The organism is Bacteroides sp. OM08-11, from assembly GCF_003438665.1.
Lineage (GTDB): Bacteria > Bacteroidota > Bacteroidia > Bacteroidales > Bacteroidaceae > Bacteroides > Bacteroides cutis.
Genome location: NZ_QSTJ01000004.1, coordinates 380681 through 402985 on the forward strand (window position 1 = coordinate 380681; position 22305 = coordinate 402985).

A 22305-nucleotide genomic window follows, 5' to 3' on the forward strand; every position below is an offset into this window, starting at 1 on the left:
TTTCTTTTTGTTATATAGTTGCTATTTACGATTGAAATCGTTTGCAAAAGTACCGGGATTTCCAATGCCTGTCGGTAGATATATTACGGTAATTTTTACCAATATTACAGGATGGCAAATAAACTCTATATCGATAGATTACTTCTTACTTACAAACATTTATCAGTCACCGTGAAGAAAACCAGTGTACCCCTTCCTCTTTGCGCAAAATCCCTCAACTTGTGCATTTTTCATCCCTTTTTCTTGTCAAACCCAACTCTTTGCGTAAATTTGCACGCTGATAGTTAACCGGATAATTTCAGTAGCAAGATTCTACTACTCCTATTCCCGGCACTGACCTGACGAAATACTAATACTAATAATTATATAGCATGAGTTTGAAAATTGTTGTATTGGCAAAACAAGTTCCCGACACACGTAATGTCGGGAAAGATGCCATGAAAGCCGACGGAACCATTAACCGTGCGGCACTCCCTGCCATCTTCAACCCCGAAGACCTGAACGCCCTTGAGCAAGCTCTCCGACTGAAAGATGAACATCCGGGTTCTACCGTGACGATCCTGACCATGGGACCGGGACGCGCAGCCGAAATTATTCGTGAAGGACTTTATCGTGGCGCCGATAACGGTTATCTGTTGACCGACCGCGCCTTTGCCGGTGCAGATACGTTGGCTACCTCGTATGCTCTCGCCACTGCCATCAAGAAAATCGGTGATTATGATATTATCATCGGTGGCCGCCAGGCTATCGATGGTGACACGGCACAGGTAGGTCCGCAGGTTGCCGAGAAATTGGGGTTGACACAGGTTACATACGCGGAAGAAATTCTGAATGTAGACGAAGCCTCCAAAAAGATTACCGTGAAACGTCATATTGACGGTGGCGTAGAAACAGTAGAGGCTCCTCTGCCTATCGTTATTACCGTTAACGGAAGTGCCGCTCCTTGCCGTCCGCGCAATGCCAAACTGGTACAGAAATACAAACGTGCCCTCGGTGCACAAGAAAAAGCCGCCATCACCAAAGAAGGCGCCGCACTGGCTTATGCAGAACTTTATGAGAAATATCCTTATCTGAACATTACGGAATGGAGTGTAGCCGACGTAAACGGTGACCTTCCTCAATGTGGTCTGAGCGGTTCGCCTACCAAGGTAAAAACCATTCAGAATATTTCATTCCAAGCCAAAGAAAGCAAGACACTGACAGGCAGCGACCGGGATGTAGAAGATTTGATTGTTGAACTGTTAGCTAACCACACGATAGGATAAGATTATGAATAATGTATTTGTATATTTAGAGATAGAAGGTACTACAGTTGCCGATGTCAGTCTCGAACTCCTGACCAAAGGTCGTAAATTAGCTAATCAGTTGGGTTGCCAGCTGGAAGCTGTGGCTGCCGGAAGTAATCTGGCAGGTATTGAAAAACAAGTAATCCCTTTCGGCGTTGACAAACTCCATGTTTTCGACGCTCCGGGTCTATTCCCCTATACTTCTCTTCCCCACTCTTCTGTACTCATCAACCTGTTTAAGGAAGAAAAACCGCAAATCTGCCTGATGGGCGCCACTGTTATCGGCCGCGACCTCGGTCCGCGCGTTTCTTCGGCACTGACCAGTGGATTGACCGCCGACTGTACGGCTCTTGAAATCGGTGAACACGAAGACAAGAAAGAAGGTAAAGTATATGAAAACCTGTTATACCAAATCCGTCCCGCATTCGGTGGCAACATCGTGGCTACGATTGTAAATCCCGAACATCGCCCGCAAATGGCGACTGTACGCGAGGGTGTGATGAAGAAAGAAATTCTCGATGCCAACTATAAAGGTGAAGTCATCAGACACGACGTTGCCAAGTATGTTCCCGAAACAGACTATGTAGTGAAAGTCATTGACCGTCATGTAGAAAAAGCCAAACACAATTTGAAAGGTGCCCCTATCGTCATTGCCGGTGGTTACGGCATGGGGAGCAAGGAAGGGTTCAATATGCTGTTCGAACTGGCTAAGGAACTTCATGCCGAGGTAGGTGCCAGCCGCGCCGCTGTTGATGCAGGCTTCGCAGACCACGACCGCCAGATAGGTCAGACAGGTGTTACGGTTCGTCCCAAACTTTATATCGCTTGCGGTATCAGCGGACAAATTCAGCACATTGCCGGTATGCAAGAGAGTGGTATCATCATCTCTATCAACAATGACGAGAATGCTCCTATCAATACTATTGCCGATTACGTAATCAATGGTACGGTTGAAGAAGTAATTCCGAAGATGATCAAGTATTACAAACAGAACAGTAAGTAAGGAAACTATGGCTAATTTTTATACAGAAATTCCGGAACTCAAGTTCCATTTAAACAATCCGATGATGGAGCGCATCTGCGAACTGAAAGAACGCGGATATGCAGATAAAGATAAGTTTGACTATGCCCCGCAGGACTATACGGACGCAATAGACTCTTATGACAAAGTGCTGGAAATTACCGGTGAAATTACCGGAGAGATTATAGCTCCCAACGCAGAAGGTGTAGACGAAGAAGGTCCCCACTGTGCCAATGGCCGTGTAGAATATGCCAGTGGTACAAAGCAGAACCTCGATGCCATGGTAAAAGCCGGATTGAACGGTATGACCATGCCACGCCGTTTCGGTGGGCTGAACTTCCCGATTACCCCGTACACCATGTGTGCGGAAATCGTTGCAGCAGCCGATGCCGGCTTTGGTAATATCTGGTCATTGCAAGACTGTATCGAAACGCTTTATGAATTTGGTAACGAAGACCAACATAGCCGTTTCATCCCGCGTATTTGTGCCGGAGAAACCATGTCTATGGACTTGACGGAACCGGATGCAGGTTCCGACCTCCAAAGTGTTATGTTGAAAGCTACCTTCGACGAAGAAAACAACTGTTGGCGTCTGAACGGTGTAAAGCGTTTCATCACTAATGGTGATGCTGACTTGCACCTCGTATTGGCACGTTCTGAAGAAGGGACAAAAGATGGCCGTGGTCTTTCCATGTTCATCTATGACAAACGCGAAGGTGGTGTAAACGTTCGCCGTATTGAAAACAAGTTAGGTATCCACGGTTCACCTACTTGCGAACTGGTTTATAAGAATGCCAAAGCTGAACTCTGCGGTGACCGTAAGCTCGGTTTGATTAAATATGTAATGGCACTGATGAACGGTGCACGTTTAGGCATCGCCGCCCAGTCGGTTGGTTTGAGTCAGGCCGCCTACAATGAAGGTTTGGCATATGCAAAAGACCGTAAGCAGTTCGGTAAAGCAATCATTGAGTTCCCAGCCGTATACGACATGCTGGCTATCATGAAAGCCAAGTTGGATGCCGGTCGTGCATTGCTATACCAGACCTCACGTTATGTAGACATTTACAAAGCCCTGGATGATATTGCCCGCGAACGTAAACTAACCCCGGAAGAACGTCAGGAACAAAAGAAATATGCCAAACTGGCTGACTCTTTCACTCCGCTGGCTAAAGGTATGAACTCCGAATATGCCAATCAGAATGCATACGACAGTATCCAAATACATGGCGGTTCCGGTTTCATGTTGGAATATGCATGCCAACGTATCTACCGTGATGCACGTATCACGAGTATTTACGAAGGTACTACCCAGTTACAGACAGTAGCCGCCATCCGCTATGTAACGAATGGTTCTTATACCGCCACCTTACGTGATTATGAGCAAATATCTTGCAGCGCAGAAATGCAGCCGTTGATGGAGCGTATAAAAGAAATGACCAACAAGTTCGATGCTTGCAACAATGCCGTAAAGGAAAGCGGTAATCAAGAACTGCTGGATTTCGTTTCACGCCGTCTTTACGAAATGGCTGCCGTATGCGTAATGTCTCATTTACTGATTCAAGATGCAACAAAGGCTCCCGAACTGTTTTCTAAGTCTGCTCTTGTTTATGTAAATTATGCAGAAGCAGAAATAGAAAAGCACTTCAATTTTATCCGTAAGTTCAGAGCTGAAGAACTGGAAAGCTATCGTAAATAAACAATAGATACTCTCACAAAAAAACGTTCCATCCTTCTTTTGAAAGATGGAACGTTTTTTTATCTATTTATTCTCAATCAGAAATCCTCAAACAACCTCAACCTGTTATGTAAGGAGTGTATCTCACGCTGCATTTCCTCCATACGTTCCAGTAAATGATGGATGGCATCAATGCCTTCCATATTAATGGATAAATCATAATACATGCGGCTGTAGCGTTCCACATCCGGCAATTGGGAAAACAACAAATAACGTTCTCCATTCTCCGCCTGAATATCTATCAGACCACTTTCCTGCAGCATTTCAATGAACGAGGGCTCTATGTGGCACTTGTCACAATACTCACTGATTATAATTAATTCGCTTTGCATAACTCGTTCTCCTTTTTTAGTTCATACTTTGAATTTTACGGAACATCTCTTTCTGTTGTTCCGTCAGGTTCGTTGGCAACTTCACAGAATAGGTCACAATTAAATCACCAAACTGTCCTTCTTTCTTATATATAGGGAAACCCTTCCCTTTCAGACGAACTTTCGTTCCACCTTGTGTTTCAGGTTTCACCTTCAACTTCACTTGACCTTCCAACGTATTCACCAACTTTTCACCCCCCAGAAGTGCCGTATAAAGGTCAACATCCACATCTACATATAAATCGTCGCCCAAACGTTTGAATACAGGATCGTCTGCAATCATAAAAGTGATGTACAAGTCTCCCGCAGGTCCTCCGTTAATACCTTCACCACCATAACCTTTCAACTTGATGACCTGCCCATTAGCCACACCTGCCGGTATAGTAATACGGACTTTTTTTCCGTTCACCGTCAATATTTGTTTATGGGTTTGAGCAGCATCCCGAAGTGACAGGCTTAGTTCTGCATTAAAGTCTTGCCCTCGAAAACCGGAATTTGCACCACCTCCACCACGAGTTCTGTGTCCAAACATCTGCTCAAAAAAGTCAGAGAAACCTTCGGCATTGCTACCCGAGAATTCCTGCCCGTCCGATGAGTACCAATACGTACCACTTCCATCCGTACCGAAACCTGCTCCATCAAAACCGCCTCCACTAAATCCTCCGAAGCCTCTTGCACCGGCTTGTTGCCGTGCCTTCTTTTGTGCTTCAAACTCATCAGCATGTTTCCAATGTTCACCATATTCGTCATATTTCTTCCGCTTTTCAGGATCACTCAGCACTTCGTTTGCCTCGTTGATGGTCTGAAATTTATCCTTAGCCGTAGAGTCATTAGGGTTCAAGTCAGGATGATATTTGCGAGCCAATTTACGGAACGCCTTTTTGATGTCATCCTGAGATGCCGTTCTGTCCACTCCAAGAACTTGATAATAATCAATATAAGCCATAGTTTATAAGTTTTGTTTCTATATATACAAAAACAAATAACACACCAAACCAAAGTTTGATGTGCTAAAATAAGTAAACGATAATTAATTGAACGAGGAACTACGATAAACTTTCTCTTACCGATTGCAATAAATGTTCAATATCCTCGGGAGTTGTATCAAAAGAAGTCACAAAACGTATTTCATTTGCCTCCTCATTCCAAAAATAAAAGAAATAAGATTTGAATAATCGTTCAATAGCAGGACGAGGCAGGGTAAGAAACAACTGGTTACTTTCCATCGACTGCGTAAAACGAACGCCGGGTAATTTCTTCAAGCCATCATACAGTACTTTCGCCATTACATTGGCATGTAAAGCATTCTTCAACCAAAGTTCATCTGTCAAATAAGCAGTAAACTGACACGACAAGTAACGTAATTTAGAGGCAAGCTGAGCAGACTGCTTACGGATAAAACAAGCTTCTTTCTTTAAAATCGGATTGAAGACGATAACGCTCTCACCTACCATCAAACCGTTCTTCGTTCCTCCAAAACTAAGTACATCAATTCCACAATCCACTGTCAACTCTTTAAGACCAAGGTTTAATGCTGCACAAGCATTCGCCAAGCGAGCACCATCCATATGGACATACATACCATATAAATGTGCCAGTTCAGTAAGAGCACGAAGTTCTTCTGGCTTATAGATAGTACCCATTTCAGTACATTGGGAGATATAAATAACTCCCGGTTGCGAATGATGTTGCTCACCGAAATGACATAAATAAGGACGAATTAATTCAGGAGTAAGTTTACCATCAGAAGTGACTATAGGACGTATCTGACAACCTGTCATGCGAGCAGGCGAGCCACACTCGTCCACATAAATATGTGCAGTCTCGGCACATATAATGGAATTGAAAGGACGCGTACAGAGTTGTAGGGCTACTGCATTGCTGCCTGTTCCATTGAATACAAACAACGGCTCACAATCGGAAGTAAATACTTCCTTGATTTTACGGATAGCTTCTTCTGTCCAAGGATCATCACCATAACCTACAGCATGGTCCTGATTTGCCCGGTTCAAAGCCTCCATTACCAAAGGATGTACGCCGGAATTATTGTCTGATGCAAAACTTCTCATTGTCGTTTTTTTTATTTTATTGAAAAAGGATACACAAAGGAAATAATATTCTACAACATGAGAAAACAAAGAGATACAGATTTTATAGAAAGAGACACAAATTTCACAATCTACCCAAAATTCCTTCCGTATTGCAAAATCCGCGTCTCTCCAAAACTTAATTTAATCGGTTCTCCTTATCCGATATATACGTTTACTCCCAGTGAGACATAAAGTTCATCATCTTCCTGATAAAGCTCAATCTTATTCTCACGGGCAAGCCAACCAATGGCTACTCCCAATTCTTTGTCCTTCAATCCGGACTTTCTTTTCAAGGTACCATAACTCCATTTGGCATAATCGCTGAGCAATTGCCAAATTTTACCGGCATTCAGCCCAATTTCGTCTTTGTTCATTTTACTTTCCAAATTAAAAAAGGTTAATAGTTGTTGATCAGGTTATCTCCATGAAATATAAAGATACCGTTTTAAAGTTGGATAACACTAAAATCAAACAAAAGATATAGGATTTAATTACTTTTGTAACAGTTTTGTAATTTTACACGATTTATATTGACATATATCAAGGAAAAGAGAATAAAAAAACTGCGGTGTCTCTATAAGATACCGCAGTCACTTTATTTAATTCAGAAATCAGGGAAAAAACAATTATTACATCATTCCACCCATACCTCCCATTCCAGGAGCGCCCATCGGCATTTCAGGTTTGTCTTCTTTCTTTTCTACAATCACACATTCAGTAGTCAAGAACATACCTGCAATAGAAGCTGCATTTTCAAGAGCCACACGAGTCACTTTGGCAGGATCTACTACACCGGCCGCATGCAGATTTTCATAAACATCAGTACGGGCGTTATATCCGAAATCAGCTTTACCTTCACGTACTTTCTGTACGACAACAGCACCCTCTTTACCGGCATTGGCAACAATCTGACGTAACGGTTCCTCAATGGCACGTTTAATGATATCAATACCTGTAGTCTCATCAGCATTTTCACCTTGCAAACCTTCAAGAGCATCCAATGCACGAATATAGGCCACACCACCACCTGCAACAATACCTTCTTCAATAGCAGCACGCGTTGCACGCAAAGCATCGTCTACGCGATCTTTCTTTTCCTTCATTTCAACTTCAGAAGCCGCACCTACATAAAGAACAGCCACACCACCAGACAACTTAGCCAGACGTTCCTGCAACTTTTCCTTATCATAATCGGATTTAGTAGCAGCTATTTGGGCTTTGATTTGTTCGCAACGTTCCTTGATATTTTCTTTAGCACCAGCACCGTTTACGATGGTTGTGTTATCTTTAGAAACAGTGACTTTATCGGCAGTACCCAACATTTCAATAGTTGCCTGTTCCAATTTCAAGCCTTTTTCTTCGCTAATAACAACACCACCAGTCAATACCGCAATATCTTCCAACATTTCTTTACGACGGTCGCCAAAGCCCGGAGCCTTCACAGCACAAATCTTCAACTGAGAACGCAGACGATTTACAACCAATGTAGTCAAGGCCTCGCTATCTACATCTTCCGCAATTACTAACAGAGGACGCCCTGTCTGCACAGCCGGTTCAAGGATAGGCAAGAAATCTTTCAGATTAGAAATTTTTTTGTCGTAAATCAAAATGTACGGCTTTTCCATTTCGCACTCCATCTTCTCCGTATTGGTTACGAAATAAGCAGAGAGATAACCACGATCGAACTGCATACCCTCCACTACACCAATTGTAGTATCAGTACCTTTAGCTTCCTCAATAGTGATAACACCATCCTTAGAAACTTTACGCATTGCATCTGCAATCAACTTACCGATAACCGGATCATTGTTGGCAGATACAGAAGCAACCTGTTCAATCTTATCGTAATTGTCACCTACCTTTTCGGCCTGACTCTTTATAGATTCTACCACTTTGGCAACAGCCTTATCAATACCACGTTTGATATCCATTGGGCTTGCACCGGCGGTTACATTCTTCAAGCCTTCGGCTACAATAGCCTGAGCTAATACAGTAGCAGTTGTTGTACCGTCACCAGCATCGTCGCCTGTCTTGGAAGCAACCTCCTTTACAAGCTGCGCACCGGTATTTTGGTATGCATCAGCCAATTCAACCTCTTTGGCAACCGTCACACCATCCTTTGTAATGTGGGGAGCACCAAATTTCTTCTCGATAATTACGTTACGTCCTTTAGGGCCAAGAGTTACTTTTACTGCATTTGCCAATGTATCGATCCCTTTCTTCAATTGGTCACGGGCATCGATATTAAATAATATTTCTTTTGCCATAATGTTTATCTATTTACTAATAATGAATACTAATTACAAATTATCCCAAAACAGCGAGCACATCACTTTGACGCATAATGAGGTATTTAGTTCCTTCAACTTCCAGTTCTGTTCCGGCATATTTACCGTACAGTACAGTATCACCAACCTTCAACACCATTTCTTCATCTTTTGTTCCGTTGCCTACTGCAATAACTTCACCCTTTAATGGCTTTTCTTTTGCTGTATCAGGAATAATGATACCGCCAATTGTCTTTTCTTCTGCAGGTGCAGGGAGTATCAACACTCTGTCTGCCAATGGTTTAATGTTCATAGTTTTTTTGCTTTAATATGTTATACATTATACATGTTATAGTAATTTTGCTTTAAATAAGCGATAAAGGACTTACGAAAACTATGCCAAAATGGAAAACTGTTTGTTTGGCAGATAAATACTGACAAAATGGCAAAGGATAAGACAAATATAGGAAAATCCGAAAAATAGAAGAAAAATTCAATCAGGCTTTTTCAAGAAAACCTACAGATAATCTGCCAACCGATAACGGCCTTTTTTCTGTGTTGTTTTTCTATACTGAATCACCTGCTGAGGACAAGCATGTACACAAGCCATGCAATGAATACATTGATTTCCCCACATCGGATGTCCGTCTACCTGCCTGATATTCTCCACCGGACAAACCTTATCACATATTCCACAAGATATGCATCCCTCATCTACATGAAATCCCTTGTGATTGATTGTAAAACGAACAAATAATGGATTTATGATATATGTTTTAAGCCATGCGGCACCACCCTCATTCACTTTCCACACCTTTTTCTGTTCGAGCACAGCCGCTGCAACGGAAACAATCATCTGCCGTGCATTCTCTATCTTTTTACGACAAAGTTCATCATCATCGAGATTAAACATCGGAATATACGTATTGGGCATAGCAACAGACCAAGCAGCATCCAAAGGGAAATGCTTTGCCAGACGATTCATCCCCTTCCCCATATCATCACCACACGTACATATCGCATAACGATATTGGCAATGAGGAAACTGAAGATTTGATAAGAAACCAATAATTACACGTGGCACATACCATGCATGTACCGGAAAAACAATACCGACCTTTTCTTCGTTTATCAAATCTTCAGGTAATACTTCCTGTTTCAAACAGTCGGCAATATTAATTATTGTATCGTTTGTAGCCTCTGCCAGTTGTTGGGCAACCCAACGAGAATTTCCAGTTCCGGTAAAATAGAGTATCATGCATTAGAATTATGTATATGAAAAATATTACAGTTACTTTTAATCCAGTAACTCCTCAATCGAATAACTCTCCCAGAACGTTTTTGTAGAATGTACCAGCGAACTACCCATGTAAAGTAGAAACAGCAATGCTATGACAATCATCAAAAAACTGACGAGGGCATTGTGCTTTTCTTGTTTGTATTCAATGGAAACCATAAGAACCTCCTTTTTTATTGTCATTGCAAAAATAGGAGTAAGATTTTACATTTATCCTACACAAGTAGAACAAAAAAATATCGTTCGTCCTATTTTGTGCCATAAATATACAAAAAAAGGAGCTATTTTGTGCTCCTTTTTAAATGTATTTCATTTTTTATTAACTCAGTTCGCTAATCAACTGCTCGGGAGAGACAAGTTTCTGTTCACCGGTCTCCATGTTCTTCAACGTAACCTTTCCTTCATTCATCTCATTCTCACCCACTAAAGCAACAAACGGAATAGTTTTAGAATTGGCATATCCCATCTGCTTCTTCATTTTACTGGAATCAGGAAAGATTTCAGCGCGGATACCTGCAGCACGTACCTGTGCAAGCACTTTCATGGAGAAAGCAGCTTCTTTATCACCAAAATTGATAAACAAGAGTTGTGTACCGTTTACAGCTTCTTTAGGATACAGGTCAAGTTGATTCAACACATCGAAGATACGATCGGCACCAAAAGAAATACCGACACCGCTAACACCAGCCATACCGAATACGCCAGTCAGATTATCGTAACGACCTCCGCCGGTGATACTTCCAATTTGTACATCGAGCGCTTTTACTTCAAAAATGGCACCGGTGTAGTAGTTCAAGCCACGGGCCAGAGTCAAATCAAGTTCCAATTCATTTTTCAGCCCAAGGTTCTTCAAGGTAGAAAGAATAAATTCACTTTCTTCCACCCCCTTCAAACCTATTTCACTGTTGGCAAGTACCTGCTTTAAAGTAACAAGTTTCTCTTCGTTACTACCACTCAACAGGATGATTGGTTGTAACTTGGCAATGGCCTCATCACTGATACCTTTCTCCTGCAATTCGGCATTGACATTATCTAAGCCAATTTTATCCAGTTTGTCAATGGCTACAGTAATATCTACAATCTTATCTGATTCACCGATAATCTCGGCAATGCCACTCAATATCTTACGATTATTAATCTTGATACAAACACGAATACCGAAACGTGTAAACACGCTATCCACAATTTGCATCAACTCTACTTCGTTCAACAAAGAGTCACTACCCACAACATCGGCATCACACTGATAAAACTCACGGTAACGTCCTTTCTGCGGACGGTCGGCACGCCAAACGGGCTGTATCTGATAACGTTTGAAAGGAAACGTTATTTCATCACGATGCATCACTACATAGCGGGCGAAAGGTACAGTGAGATCATAACGCAAACCTTTCTCACAGAACTTACCAGCAAGTTTAGCAGCATTACGGCTCAACAATTCTTCATCAGTCAGACCGGAGAAATAATCACCGGAATTCTGTATCTTAAACAGTAACTTATCACCTTCATCACCGTATTTCCCCATCAAAGTAGTAAGCATTTCCATTGAAGGTGTCTCTATCTGCTGGAAACCATAAAGATGATATACATCACGAATTATATTAAATATATAGTTACGTTTCGCCATTTCAACAGGCGAAAAGTCACGAGTTCCTTTCGGAATACTAGGTTTTGCTGCCATATTCGGTTCAATTATTTTTTAAATCGGTCGACAAAGTTACGGTAATTTCTTGATTAAGAAAAGAGAATATTTACCTTTGTACAATCACTCTTGTACAAAAACAAGCAAAAGTCAACTTTAAACGATACATTTATGAAAAAAATTAATCTTAATTCTGCTCACTATTACTATGTGGTATCAGTTTTAAATGAGTACAATTTACCCGTAACGATGAATTTGAGAAAAAAGAAAATATCCCAAGCAAGCAAATAATCAAAAACTTCAATGACAAATAGTCCTGGCAGTCACCATATCAGGAATAAGAAAACAGACCATCCATTTGAGTCAAATGGATGGTCTGTTTTGCCTCTCTACACATAGACAAAACTTAGTCTCTGCGTCCCAGAAAAATCATAATATAATAAATCAGGGTTGCCAAAGAGCCCAAAGCAGCTACCACATACGTATAAGCGGCAGAACGAAGCGCATCCTCGGCCTGAGCATGGTTATAAGAATTGGTAATACCCGAATTGTTCAACCATACCAATGCACGCTTACTTGCATTAATTTCCACAGGTAAGGTGATGAAACTGAACAAGGTAGTCATTGCAAACAAGATGATACCAGCAAGCAACAACTGCGGAAAGGTATTCAGCATCAAGATACCCGCCAATAAAATCCACGTCATAATGTTAGAAGCAAACGATACCACCGGCACCAACTTGCTACGCATCGTGAGCGGAGCGTATGCACGTGCATGCTGAACAGCATGTCCACATTCGTGGGCAGCAACCGCAGCAGCCATGATACTATTACTTTCGTATACACCCTCACTTAAATTCACTGTCTTATTGGCTGGATTGTAATGGTCTGTCAGGTGTCCCGGAGTATGTGTTACAGTAACATCGTAAATTCCATTGTCATGCAACATCTTCAATGCTACATCACGGCCAGTCATTCCGTTACCTGTAGGAATTTTAGAGTATTTCTTGAATTTATTTTGCAGATTCATCTGCACTAACCAACTGATAACGGCTATACCAATAAAGATAATCCATTGCATTCCTATCATTCCTGTTGTCATAATCTTCTTCTTTTAAATAAGTAAATAAATTGTGTCGTTTGTAATAGTATAACAAATTGTTTGCCAAAAATAAAGGGAAACCGTGAGCATTCCCACAGTTTCCCTCATCTTTTAGGAAGAATTAAAAAATTATGAGTAGTTTATTTATTCTCCGGTATAACGTTCAATAGTCTGTTCACGGTCAGGACCTACTGATACTATCTTGATAGGAACACCCAGTTGCTCTTCCAGGAAAGACAAGTAAGCATTGAATTCCTCTGGAAACTCATCTTCACTCTGCATCTTTGTCATATCAGTCTGCCAACCCGGTAATTCTACGTAAACCGGTTCAACACCGTCAGTTATATCGTAGGGAAAGTATTCAATTTCTTTCCCATTTACTTTATAAGCCACACAAGCTTTGATCGTTTCAAAAGAATCAAGTACATCACTCTTCATCATTATCAGTTTGGTAACTCCATCTATCATAACGGCATACTTTAATGCCACCAAGTCAATCCATCCGCAACGGCGCTTACGTCCGGTTACTGAACCGAATTCGTGTCCCAATGTACAAATTTGATCACCTGTCTCGTCAAACAACTCAGTCGGAAAAGGACCTGCACCTACACGTGTACAGTATGCCTTAAAGATACCATATACTTCGCCAATCTTATTAGGAGCTACCCCCAAACCTGTACAAGCGCCTGCACAAATCGTATTGGAAGAAGTCACGAACGGATAAGATCCGAAATCGATATCGAGCATTGTGCCTTGCGCACCCTCGCACAATACAGACTTACCGGAAGCTAACAAACCGTTTATTTCGTGTTCACTGTCCACCAATTGAAACTGCTTCAGGTATTCAATACCTTCAAACCAGGCTTTTTCAAGTTCCGTCAAATCATATTCATAGTTCATACTCTTCAGAATTTGCTCGTGACGTGCCTTGGCAGCCGCATATTTCTTATCAAAGTCATGCAAAATATCTCCCACTCGCACACCGTTACGACTCACCTTGTCAGTATAAGTGGGGCCGATACCCTTACCAGTAGTTCCTACTTTAGCATCTCCCTTAGCGGCTTCATAAGCAGCATCCAAAATACGATGAGTCGGCAATATAAGATGTGCTTTCTTGGAAATATGCAAACGTTCCTTCAAATTGTGACCTGTTGCTTCCAGTGCTTCAGCTTCTCCTTTAAAGAGAGCAGGATCAAGTACCACACCATTACCGATAATATTTACCTTGTCACCTTGGAAAATTCCCGAAGGAATCGAACGAAGTACGTACTTCTGGCCTTCAAACTCCAATGTATGACCAGCATTGGGTCCTCCCTGAAAACGAGCCACAACATCGTATCTTGGAGTTAATACATCAACGACTTTGCCTTTACCCTCGTCGCCCCATTGTAATCCTAATAGAATGTCTACTTTCATTTTTCTTTCTTATGGTTATTATTCTTCATTTTCCTCTTATTGACCCGGTCGCATTTACTACACAATCCATACATATACAATGAATAGTGTGTCAGGTTAAAGCGACTCAACTTAGTATTCCCAATGGCATGTTGCAACTCCTCGTTCTGAAACTCAGTAACCTTACCACACTGCGTACAGATCTGATGATGGTGTGTATCGCGGTTATAACTTTTTTCATATTGAGAGGAATTCCCAAACTGGTGTTTGATGACCAGACGAGCATTGATAAGAAGTATTATAGTATTGTAAAGTGTAGCACGACTCACACGAAAATTTTCCTGATCCGCCATCAGTGAATAGAGCGTGTCAATATCAAAATGACCGTCTATGGAATAAATAGTATCAAGTATGGCATAACGTTCGGGAGTCTTGCGATGCCCGTTCGCATTGAGATACTCAGTGAATATCTGCCTAACTGTATCTTTCACATTCTGACTTTCCATTTAGCGGCACAGTTTTTTACAGCCAACAAAGTTAAACCTTTTTTGTGGAAAGCAAGCAAAAAACAAGAAATAAATGTGGCAATGTGATACTGGCACATTTCTCACAAATTGACTTCTTCCCTCACCATATCATAAAGCAGCAGTTCGGCTTCAGAAGAAGAATTTTTCATTTCCTCTACTCTTCGGCAAACCAGAAAAGCATTTTCTTCACTGTGTTGCATAAAGCGACGAACAGCAACCATAACTGCATTACGTACATGATAGGAACCAGACAAAAAAGCGGTAACTGCCTGGTCAAGAAATTCATTCTCAACACGTTGGTTCATATCTCCTTTCTTCATCAGCAGACGGGCAATAGTGAGAAATCCACATATTTGCACATATTCCCTCTCATCTGCGATCCATTGAAGGGACTTGGCAGGAGCATATGGCAAGTTTTGAAAAAGGTTCATACAGGTTAGTTCCGCAATCTCAACATTATGGATATCTTCCACCCATATATCAGCTATCTCCTGAAAGAAACTATCTATCGGTTGAAGTAATGCTGCCATAATTTTACATTCACGAATATCTTCTTTCCAAAGAGCTTGTGCCAAAGCATGATCTTTCTCAAAACCAGTGGCAATACTCTTGATGCGGGGAAGTTCCACACCGAAATTCAGCTTGTATACTAACCCTTTTTCACGCATACTTTGAGAAACAACTCCGTTCATAGAGAGACGAAGTTGTTTTTTTATTTCTTTGAGTTGTTCTTGTAATTCCATAAATGGGAGTTTAACAAAACCTCGCTTAAACGTGATAAGATGATAGGACATAATTGTAAAGTATTACTCTGACAACAAGATCGCACATATTTAGAAAAGCAATTACACGGCAACATATTCCCTTATCACATTATCACTTTACTACTTTCCAATTATCATTCAATTATTTATCGATGGTAACACAGAATAGTCCTTACTGTAACGCAACATCTGTTCAGTATAACCTTCTTCATAAGTTACTTTGACATCAATAATCTCACCCTTATCATTCTTCACCGCTTCATACTTAGGATTGACAAACCCTTTATAAGGAGCCAGGTTCAGCTTCTTGTAACGTTCCAGAATTTCTGCATGTAACACAGGATCTACCTTCACTGCGTATGTTTCCACTAAATCACGGGCAGCTACAAAATCGCCGGTAGACTTGATACGCTGTATCTCAGCAAGTAATTCACCAAACAAACTACGGAGCTTCCCATAATCATTTACTACCACATACGTCTTTCCATCTCTTTTCACCAATTCCACCACTTTATCGGCAGCACCTTTTTCGAACACCCAACGGGCTATGAGCTGACGATTACGCATGTGAGCTTCTTCCACAGTATTCCCCGGTTCAATGCGTACAAGCTGTGTCATTAAACCGTTCATCAAATACGTATAGTATTCAGCCTTATAAGCATCTACATTCGGAATCAGCCCCAATTCCACCAGTTTTGGATCAGCTACATAGTAAAGTCCAAACAAATCGGCACGTGCCTCTTCAATAGTAGAACCATAAGCTTTCAAAGCATCAGGGTCAACACCCGGAAGCAATTTACCAGAACCGTGTCCTAAACATTCGTGCAAGTCTGTATGCAGTTCACCTGTGAGGTCAGCATACTTATCAATCAGTTGCAATTCAGCATCGCTATACACAAATTCTTCGTTAAAGCCATTCCCATGAGCAGCTTTATTATAGGCATCCGTAATATTTCCGATAGTCACTGATTTAGAGCCGTGCTGGCTACGTATCCAGTTCGCATTAGGCAGGTTGATGCCAATGGCTGTAGCCGGATATAAATCCCCCGCCAAAATAACAGCTGTAATCACTTTAGCGGAAACTCCTTTTACCTTTTCTTTTTTAAACTGTTTTTCAACAGGTGAATTATCTTCAAACCACTGTGCATTGTTGCTGATCAGCTCTGTACGGTGGGTGGCATCCAAATCTTTAAAGTTCACCAAACTCTCCCAACTGGCTTTCATGCCAAGCGGATCACCATAACTCTCGGTAAAACCATTAACAAAATCAACGCGCGAATTCAAATCCTTCACCCAAAGGATAGCGTATTCATCAAACGCTTTTAAATCGCCGGTTTCATAAAACTCGACTAATTTGGTTATAACAGCTTTCTGTTCAGGAGTCTCAGCAACACCTTCCGCCTTCTTCAACCAATATACAATCTTCTCAATAGCCGGACTGTAAAGGCCGCCCACTTTCCATACTTTCTCTTGAATTTTACCGTCTTTCTTCACCAAACGGCTATTCATTCCATAAGAGATTGGCGTCTCTTCCTTCGGGTCTTTCATCGCACCATAAAAAGCTTCAGCTTCTTTCTGAGTGACACCATCATAATAGTTTCCAGCAGAAGTCAAAACCAAATCTTCACCGACTGCCTGATTTACGCGTTTCGGCATCACTTGAGGATCAAAGATTACGGGAAAGATTTCATCACAAAGCTGCTCCACCGTCTGCCCTTCGTCAAGCGGCAATGTAGAGGTATCTACACTTTGTAAAACTTGTTTAAAGAATTCGGGAGAAAATCCCGGCACAAACTTCTCACTACCATAATGATGATGAATGCCATTGGAGAACCATACCCGTTTCAAATACACTTCCATTGCCTTAAAGTCAGGTATATTCTTGTCACCAGTATATCCGATATAAACAGCTTCAAGCATCCGACGAATTCTCAAATTATATTTTCCGTTTTGGTCAAAAAGTATATCACGTCCCTGTAAGGCAGCTTCCGTAAGGTAATAAACCAATTTTTTTTGTTTGAGGGATAAGTCCTCGAAGCCTGGTACGCAATAACGTAAAATCTGTAAGTCTGCAAATTGTTCCACTGTATAATCAAATTTGTCTGCCTCGGCAGAATTTTTCGGTACTCCACCACAAGCTGTCAACAAAGACAAGGCGGCTACCATAAAAATTAGTTGTTTTTTCATGTGTCGGGGAGGATGTAATTAGTATTAAAATGATAAAAGGAAGTACTTCAGAACACATATTCCGAAATATTTCCTTTCATACATTTAACTTCACAACATTATTTCTTCAGAGCATGTCTTTTACGGTATCCGTTAGGAGTTTCTCCTACATATTTGTAAAATGCAGCATAAAAAGATTGACGATTGGCAAAACCAACCATCGTACTGATTTCTTCCACATTTTTGTCAGCATATCTCTTATCTGTCAATAAATGTAAAGCATCTTTCACTCTATATTCATTCAACAGACAAGAATAATTCATACCAAAACGGGAATTTACAACAGCTGACAAATAACGGGTATTGGTCTGTAACTCTTTAGCCAAATCCTTTGCTGAATAATTGGGATCTCTGTACTTCTTCTGCATTACAACAATATTCATGATATTGTCATACAATTCATCTGCCAATTCCGGACGGATCAATGATCGGTAGGCAGCCTTTTTTTCTTTTTTCTCACGCAGGTTATAGGGACGCTTCTTCGAAGCTTCTTCCTGTGCTTTGTTTTCTAAATCACTCATTGAATTAACTGGTTAGGGTTTTTGTTCACAAATGGAATATTTAAAGGATTTTCCTTTAGATTTTACAAAAGTCTGACATTTTTTTTTAATACGCAACTTTTCCCGTACATATTTTCAATATATAAACAACGAAAAAGATTGAAAGAAAGTGGCTTCTATCAATTAATAAGATTATTTAACTTATTACAGTAGAATTATTCTATCAAATCAACACACATCACATCTTGTATCATATACAATAATTAATGTACCTTTGCCGAGAGAAATATACTATTATCAATTATGTTACAAACCCTCAAGACTTATTTCGGTTACGACAATTTCCGCCCGCTCCAGGAAGATATCATCTGCCATCTTCTAAACCGTAAAGACGCACTTGTCCTAATGCCTACAGGCGGTGGAAAATCCATCTGTTACCAGTTGCCTGCCATGTTATGTGAGGGTACTGCAGTAGTGGTTTCTCCACTAATTTCTCTGATGAAAGACCAAGTTGAAACACTTTGTGCCAACGGCATTGTTGCCGGTGCACTAAACAGCACCAATGATGAAACAGAAAACGCCGCTCTACGTCGTGCGTGTATGGAAGGTAAGCTGAAGTTACTATATATTTCTCCCGAGAAATTGATAGCCGAAGCAAACCATTTACTGAGGGATATGCAGATATCACTGTTTGCCGTTGATGAAGCACACTGTATCTCACAATGGGGGCACGATTTCCGTCCAGAATATACACAACTCGGAATACTACATGATCAGTTTCCTCATGTTCCTATCATCGCACTGACAGCAACAGCAGATAAAATAACCCGCGAAGACATAATTAAACAACTTCACCTAAACCACCCCCGTATATTTATATCCTCTTTTGATCGTCCAAATCTCAGTCTCACTGTAAAACGAGGGTATCAACAGAAAGAAAAAACTAAGATAATTATTGACTTTATAGCCAGACATCCCGGAACAAACGGCATAATTTATTGTATGAGCCGTAGCAATACGGAAAAAATTGCACAAATATTACAAAAACAAGGTATCCGTACTACCATCTACCACGCCGGCCTGTCACCAACCAAACGGGATGAAGCTCAGAATGATTTTATCAATGACCGTGTACAAGTAATATGTGCCACCATCGCCTTCGGTATGGGAATAGATAAAAGTAATGTCCGATGGATAATTCATTACAATTTACCCAAAAGTATTGAAAGTTTCTATCAAGAGATAGGCCGTGCCGGACGTGACGGACTTCCCAGTGACACTCTCCTATTTTACTCATTGGCAGACCTGATTTTGCTGACAAAGTTTGCTACTGAAAGTGGTCGGAAAAGTATCAATTTAGAAAAATTGCAACGCATGCAGCAATATGCAGAATCGGATATCTGCCGTCGCCGAATTTTATTGAGCTATTTCGGAGAGACAGTCGACCATGACTGCGGTAACTGTGATATATGCAAAAATCCTCCCAAACGCTTTGACGGAACTATCATCGTACAGAAAGCTTTAAGTGCCATTGCGCGTACAGAGCAACAAATAAGTACTGGTGTTCTGGTAGATATACTAAGAGGGAATATGACTCCTGATGTCATAGGAAAAGGATATCATAATCTAAAAACCTTTGCAGCCGGACGTGAAATTCCTGCTCGTGACTGGCATGATTATCTGTTACAAATGTTACAAATAGGATACTTCGAAATAGCTTATAATGAGAATAACCATTTAAAAATCACACCAATTGGAAACGATGTACTATTTGGAAGGACAAGTGCAGAACTTGTTGTCATCCGCCGGGAGAAAGTGATTGAAACTCCACGAGGACATAAACGAAAAACAACGATTTCCTCTAAAGAACTGCCTTTTAACTTGTCGAATACAGAAAACGAAGATTTGTTGGAAGCGTTGCGTGCACTCCGTAAAAGATTGGCTGACCAAGAAGCGTTGCCTGCCTATATCGTCTTGTCTGATAAAGTATTACATTTGCTCAGCACTTCCCGTCCAACCACTATCGAAGAATTTGGAAATATCAGTGGAATTGGAGAATATAAGAAAAAGAAATATGGAAAGGATTTTATCAATCTGATACAGAAATTCGTATGATATCCGTTAAAAATCAAGTGAAAGGAAGAAGATTTATAACATTCGTACATTCCGGACAAAACCGATTGCATTGGTTTATACTCATAGACAGAAATGTCAACAAAAAGAGTAAATACAATATCTGTAATAAAGCATATTCCTATTTACATTTCAAAAGTAACGTCCGTAATTCTGCATGAGGCACCCCCAGTGATATGGCCTTTTCAAAGTCACGCTTGGCTAGCTCTTTTTTCTTCAAGGAAAGATAAATCTCCCCTCTTATCAAATAGGCTTCAGCTTGCGATGCATCCAAACGAATAGCTTCTTCCAAGTCCATCAACGCCAAATCGGCATGGTTCAAATCCTTCTCTACTCCGGCACGGGCAATATATAATATTGCACTTTGAGAGTTTGTATCTTGTGACGTATCCGTTTTTCCGGCAATCATGCCGTCCAGAATAGTAAGTGCGGCTTCATATTTACCTTCCTTCTGTTCCAGAGTAGCCAACCCTAAACGACCATTATAACTTCCAGGATTTAGTTTCAAGAGACGTACGTAATCTGCACGCGCCATTTCATAATCACGCTGCCGCATATAGATGTAAGCACGCATCAACAAGGCTTCTTCATTATCCTTCTCTATATCCAGCGCCAACGAATAGTCCACACGAGCTAAATCATTCTTACCCAGCTCCATATATATTGCCGCACGGTTCAGCAGGATGGGTACAGTACGTGGAGCAATATTCAAGGCTAAAGAATAGGACTCCAGCGCCTGTTCATATTTTCGCTGTTGACGCTGTATTGTTCCAAGATTGGAGAAGAGTAAAGCATTATGAGGATTAGCGGGATCTAATTTCAGAGCTTCACGGATATAGGTTTCCGCCTGTGTCAAACTGTCCTGGTCCGTACAGGTTATAGCACGTTCACAAAGCTCCCCGTATGTCTGCGAATACGCAGAAGCCACCATTATTCCTGCTAACAGGAAAGAAAAAATAAATTTCTTCATAGGCATGTTTATCAATCCAAAGGATAGGTATCAAAAGCAAATAACTCGGTTGAAAGATATCTTTCTCCCGTATCGGGCAACAAGGCAACAATCATTTTGTTTGCAAACTCTGAACGATCTGCCAACAGTCTTGCCGCATAAACCGCTGCACCGGAAGATATTCCCGCAAGAAGTCCTTCGGTTAACGAAAGTTCGCGTCCAGTGCGAATGGCTTCATCATCAGGTACGGGAATAACCTCATCCACCAACGAAGCATCGTAAATGGCGGGAACAAAATTCGCTCCGATACCCTGAATACGATGCGCCGCCGCCTCTCCTCCTTCAAGAACAGGCGATGCTGCAGGTTCTACTGCTACAATATAAATATCAGGATTGTGCTTCTTCAATGCTGCTGCAACTCCACATATCGTACCACCCGTACCTACCCCGGCTACAAATACATCTACCTTTCCATCGGTATCTTCCCAGATTTCCTCACCAGTGGTAAGTGCATGGATACGTGCATTAGAAGGGTTCTCAAATTGTTGCAAAATGACGGAACCGGGTATTTCATCCCTTAGTTCCTTCGCTTTGGATATAGAACCGGCCATGCCAGCAAGGCCATCTGTCAACACTATTTCCGCCCCCAAAGCTTTCAACAGGTTACGCCGCTCGACACTCATCGTTTCGGGCATAGTCAATATAAGATGATATCCCTTGATAGTAGCCACCATTGCAAGTCCCACACCTGTATTTCCGCTGGTCGGTTCTATAATCGTGGCACCGGGTTTCAAGACTCCACGCATTTCAGCGTCTTCAATCATGGCAAGTGCCACACGGTCTTTTACACTGCCCGCCGGATTGAAAGCTTCCAACTTGGCTATCACGTTTGTTGTCAGTCCGTACTTACGGCCGTATCCGGCCAATTCCATCAACGGTGTATGCCCGATGAGTTCCGTCAGATTATTTGCTATTTTTGCCATAATTATCCTTTTTATAA

The 22305-nt window shown here is 41.3% G+C and carries 21 protein-coding genes; 4 read left to right on the forward strand and 17 right to left on the reverse strand.

From position 1 onward, the window contains the following. The first annotated feature begins 371 nt into the window (after positions 1-371). From DXC10_RS10030 to DXC10_RS10040, 3 genes are read left to right on the forward strand one after another with little or no spacing between them, the layout of a single operon-like run. Positions 372-1265, forward strand: a complete 894-nt coding sequence (locus tag DXC10_RS10030; protein ID WP_101544906.1) for an electron transfer flavoprotein subunit beta/FixA family protein — start codon at positions 372-374, stop codon at positions 1263-1265. A 4-nt stretch (positions 1266-1269) separates the two neighbouring features. Further along, positions 1270-2289 (forward strand): electron transfer flavoprotein subunit alpha/FixB family protein, encoded by a 1020-nt coding sequence (locus DXC10_RS10035; RefSeq protein ID WP_117737798.1) that lies wholly within the window; start codon positions 1270-1272, stop codon positions 2287-2289. Between the two features lie 7 nt (positions 2290-2296). Next, entirely contained in the window at positions 2297-4003 is a 1707-nt protein-coding gene (locus DXC10_RS10040; protein ID WP_117737799.1) for an acyl-CoA dehydrogenase family protein, read from the forward strand. 77 nt (positions 4004-4080) lie between these two features. On the opposite strand, the gene DXC10_RS10045 is transcribed toward DXC10_RS10040, so the two are convergent. From DXC10_RS10045 to DXC10_RS10115, 15 genes are all read right to left on the reverse strand, one after another. Continuing rightward, positions 4081-4374, reverse strand: coding sequence for a chaperone modulator CbpM (locus tag DXC10_RS10045; protein WP_101544898.1), 294 nt, complete (start codon positions 4372-4374; stop codon positions 4081-4083). A 16-nt stretch (positions 4375-4390) separates the two neighbouring features. Then, a complete protein-coding gene (locus DXC10_RS10050; protein WP_117737800.1) occupies positions 4391-5359 on the reverse strand; it encodes a J domain-containing protein in 969 nt (322 codons plus the stop codon). Positions 5360-5459: 100 nt separating this feature from the next. Then, on the reverse strand, positions 5460-6482 hold the full coding sequence (locus tag DXC10_RS10055) for a low specificity L-threonine aldolase (protein ID WP_101544894.1): 1023 nt from the start codon (positions 6480-6482) through the stop codon (positions 5460-5462). 176 nt (positions 6483-6658) lie between these two features. Next, positions 6659-6877 (reverse strand): winged helix-turn-helix domain-containing protein, encoded by a 219-nt coding sequence (locus tag DXC10_RS10060; protein ID WP_117737801.1) that lies wholly within the window; start codon positions 6875-6877, stop codon positions 6659-6661. 255 nt (positions 6878-7132) lie between these two features. Continuing rightward, on the reverse strand, positions 7133-8770 hold the full coding sequence (gene groL / locus DXC10_RS10065) for a chaperonin GroEL (protein WP_101544889.1): 1638 nt from the start codon (positions 8768-8770) through the stop codon (positions 7133-7135). Positions 8771-8810: 40 nt separating this feature from the next. Then, positions 8811-9083: a co-chaperone GroES gene (locus DXC10_RS10070; protein WP_004290132.1), complete on the reverse strand. Its 273-nt coding sequence runs from the start codon at positions 9081-9083 to the stop codon at positions 8811-8813. 204 nt (positions 9084-9287) lie between these two features. Further along, the gene (locus tag DXC10_RS10075; RefSeq protein ID WP_101544887.1) at positions 9288-10028 is read right to left on the reverse strand and encodes an EFR1 family ferrodoxin; all 741 of its coding nucleotides are present in this window, start codon (positions 10026-10028) and stop codon (positions 9288-9290) included. A 39-nt stretch (positions 10029-10067) separates the two neighbouring features. After that, positions 10068-10226: a hypothetical protein gene (locus tag DXC10_RS16415; RefSeq protein WP_180949226.1), complete on the reverse strand. Its 159-nt coding sequence runs from the start codon at positions 10224-10226 to the stop codon at positions 10068-10070. Positions 10227-10386: 160 nt separating this feature from the next. Continuing rightward, complete coding sequence (gene hisS, locus DXC10_RS10085) at positions 10387-11748, reverse strand: histidine--tRNA ligase (protein WP_101544882.1); 1362 nt, start codon at positions 11746-11748, stop codon at positions 10387-10389. Between the two features lie 367 nt (positions 11749-12115). Then, the gene (locus DXC10_RS10090) at positions 12116-12811 is read right to left on the reverse strand and encodes a zinc metallopeptidase (RefSeq protein ID WP_101544879.1); all 696 of its coding nucleotides are present in this window, start codon (positions 12809-12811) and stop codon (positions 12116-12118) included. Positions 12812-12955: 144 nt separating this feature from the next. Then, positions 12956-14227, reverse strand: coding sequence for an adenylosuccinate synthase (locus DXC10_RS10095; protein WP_101544875.1), 1272 nt, complete (start codon positions 14225-14227; stop codon positions 12956-12958). Then, positions 14224-14712: a Fur family transcriptional regulator gene (locus DXC10_RS10100; protein WP_101544873.1), complete on the reverse strand. Its 489-nt coding sequence runs from the start codon at positions 14710-14712 to the stop codon at positions 14224-14226. The genes DXC10_RS10095 and DXC10_RS10100 overlap by 4 nt, the downstream gene beginning before the upstream one ends. Positions 14713-14813: 101 nt before the next feature. After that, positions 14814-15476, reverse strand: coding sequence for a DNA alkylation repair protein (locus DXC10_RS10105; protein ID WP_117737802.1), 663 nt, complete (start codon positions 15474-15476; stop codon positions 14814-14816). A gap of 159 nt (positions 15477-15635) precedes the next feature. Next, positions 15636-17684, reverse strand: a complete 2049-nt coding sequence (locus DXC10_RS10110; protein ID WP_101544869.1) for a dihydrofolate reductase — start codon at positions 17682-17684, stop codon at positions 15636-15638. 98 nt (positions 17685-17782) lie between these two features. Then, entirely contained in the window at positions 17783-18244 is a 462-nt protein-coding gene (locus tag DXC10_RS10115) for an AraC family transcriptional regulator (RefSeq protein WP_101544867.1), read from the reverse strand. Positions 18245-18526: 282 nt separating this feature from the next. Between DXC10_RS10115 and recQ the strand changes: the two genes are divergently transcribed. Continuing rightward, positions 18527-20338 carry a DNA helicase RecQ gene (recQ, locus tag DXC10_RS10120; RefSeq protein WP_101544864.1) on the forward strand — a complete coding sequence of 604 codons (1812 nt, stop codon included), beginning with the start codon at positions 18527-18529 and terminating at the stop codon, positions 20336-20338. Positions 20339-20477: 139 nt separating this feature from the next. Here the strand turns inward: recQ and DXC10_RS10125 are convergent, their stop codons facing one another. Continuing rightward, the gene (locus DXC10_RS10125; protein ID WP_101545119.1) at positions 20478-21326 is read right to left on the reverse strand and encodes a lipopolysaccharide assembly protein LapB; all 849 of its coding nucleotides are present in this window, start codon (positions 21324-21326) and stop codon (positions 20478-20480) included. Between the two features lie 11 nt (positions 21327-21337). After that, complete coding sequence (gene cysK / locus DXC10_RS10130) at positions 21338-22288, reverse strand: cysteine synthase A (protein WP_101544862.1); 951 nt, start codon at positions 22286-22288, stop codon at positions 21338-21340. Positions 22289-22305: the final 17 nt, after the last annotated feature.

Bases quoted from the DNA above. Each gene is read 5' to 3' on its own strand.
- DXC10_RS10030 (WP_101544906.1), top strand. From the start codon at position 372: ATGAGTTTGAAAATTGTTGTATTGGCAAAACAAGTTCCCGACACACGT.
- DXC10_RS10035 (WP_117737798.1), top strand. From the start codon at position 1,270: ATGAATAATGTATTTGTATATTTAGAGATAGAAGGTACTACAGTTGCC.
- DXC10_RS10040 (WP_117737799.1), top strand. From the start codon at position 2,297: ATGGCTAATTTTTATACAGAAATTCCGGAACTCAAGTTCCATTTAAAC.
- DXC10_RS10045 (WP_101544898.1), bottom strand. From the start codon at position 4,374: ATGCAAAGCGAATTAATTATAATCAGTGAGTATTGTGACAAGTGCCAC.
- DXC10_RS10050 (WP_117737800.1), bottom strand. From the start codon at position 5,359: ATGGCTTATATTGATTATTATCAAGTTCTTGGAGTGGACAGAACGGCA.
- DXC10_RS10055 (WP_101544894.1), bottom strand. From the start codon at position 6,482: ATGAGAAGTTTTGCATCAGACAATAATTCCGGCGTACATCCTTTGGTA.
- DXC10_RS10060 (WP_117737801.1), bottom strand. From the start codon at position 6,877: ATGAACAAAGACGAAATTGGGCTGAATGCCGGTAAAATTTGGCAATTG.
- groL (WP_101544889.1), bottom strand. From the start codon at position 8,770: ATGGCAAAAGAAATATTATTTAATATCGATGCCCGTGACCAATTGAAG.
- DXC10_RS10070 (WP_004290132.1), bottom strand. From the start codon at position 9,083: ATGAACATTAAACCATTGGCAGACAGAGTGTTGATACTCCCTGCACCT.
- DXC10_RS10075 (WP_101544887.1), bottom strand. From the start codon at position 10,028: ATGATACTCTATTTTACCGGAACTGGAAATTCTCGTTGGGTTGCCCAA.
- DXC10_RS16415 (WP_180949226.1), bottom strand. From the start codon at position 10,226: ATGGTTTCCATTGAATACAAACAAGAAAAGCACAATGCCCTCGTCAGT.
- hisS (WP_101544882.1), bottom strand. From the start codon at position 11,748: ATGGCAGCAAAACCTAGTATTCCGAAAGGAACTCGTGACTTTTCGCCT.
- DXC10_RS10090 (WP_101544879.1), bottom strand. From the start codon at position 12,811: ATGACAACAGGAATGATAGGAATGCAATGGATTATCTTTATTGGTATA.
- DXC10_RS10095 (WP_101544875.1), bottom strand. From the start codon at position 14,227: ATGAAAGTAGACATTCTATTAGGATTACAATGGGGCGACGAGGGTAAA.
- DXC10_RS10100 (WP_101544873.1), bottom strand. From the start codon at position 14,712: ATGGAAAGTCAGAATGTGAAAGATACAGTTAGGCAGATATTCACTGAG.
- DXC10_RS10105 (WP_117737802.1), bottom strand. From the start codon at position 15,476: ATGGAATTACAAGAACAACTCAAAGAAATAAAAAAACAACTTCGTCTC.
- DXC10_RS10110 (WP_101544869.1), bottom strand. From the start codon at position 17,684: ATGAAAAAACAACTAATTTTTATGGTAGCCGCCTTGTCTTTGTTGACA.
- DXC10_RS10115 (WP_101544867.1), bottom strand. From the start codon at position 18,244: ATGAGTGATTTAGAAAACAAAGCACAGGAAGAAGCTTCGAAGAAGCGT.
- recQ (WP_101544864.1), top strand. From the start codon at position 18,527: ATGTTACAAACCCTCAAGACTTATTTCGGTTACGACAATTTCCGCCCG.
- DXC10_RS10125 (WP_101545119.1), bottom strand. From the start codon at position 21,326: ATGAAGAAATTTATTTTTTCTTTCCTGTTAGCAGGAATAATGGTGGCT.
- cysK (WP_101544862.1), bottom strand. From the start codon at position 22,288: ATGGCAAAAATAGCAAATAATCTGACGGAACTCATCGGGCATACACCG.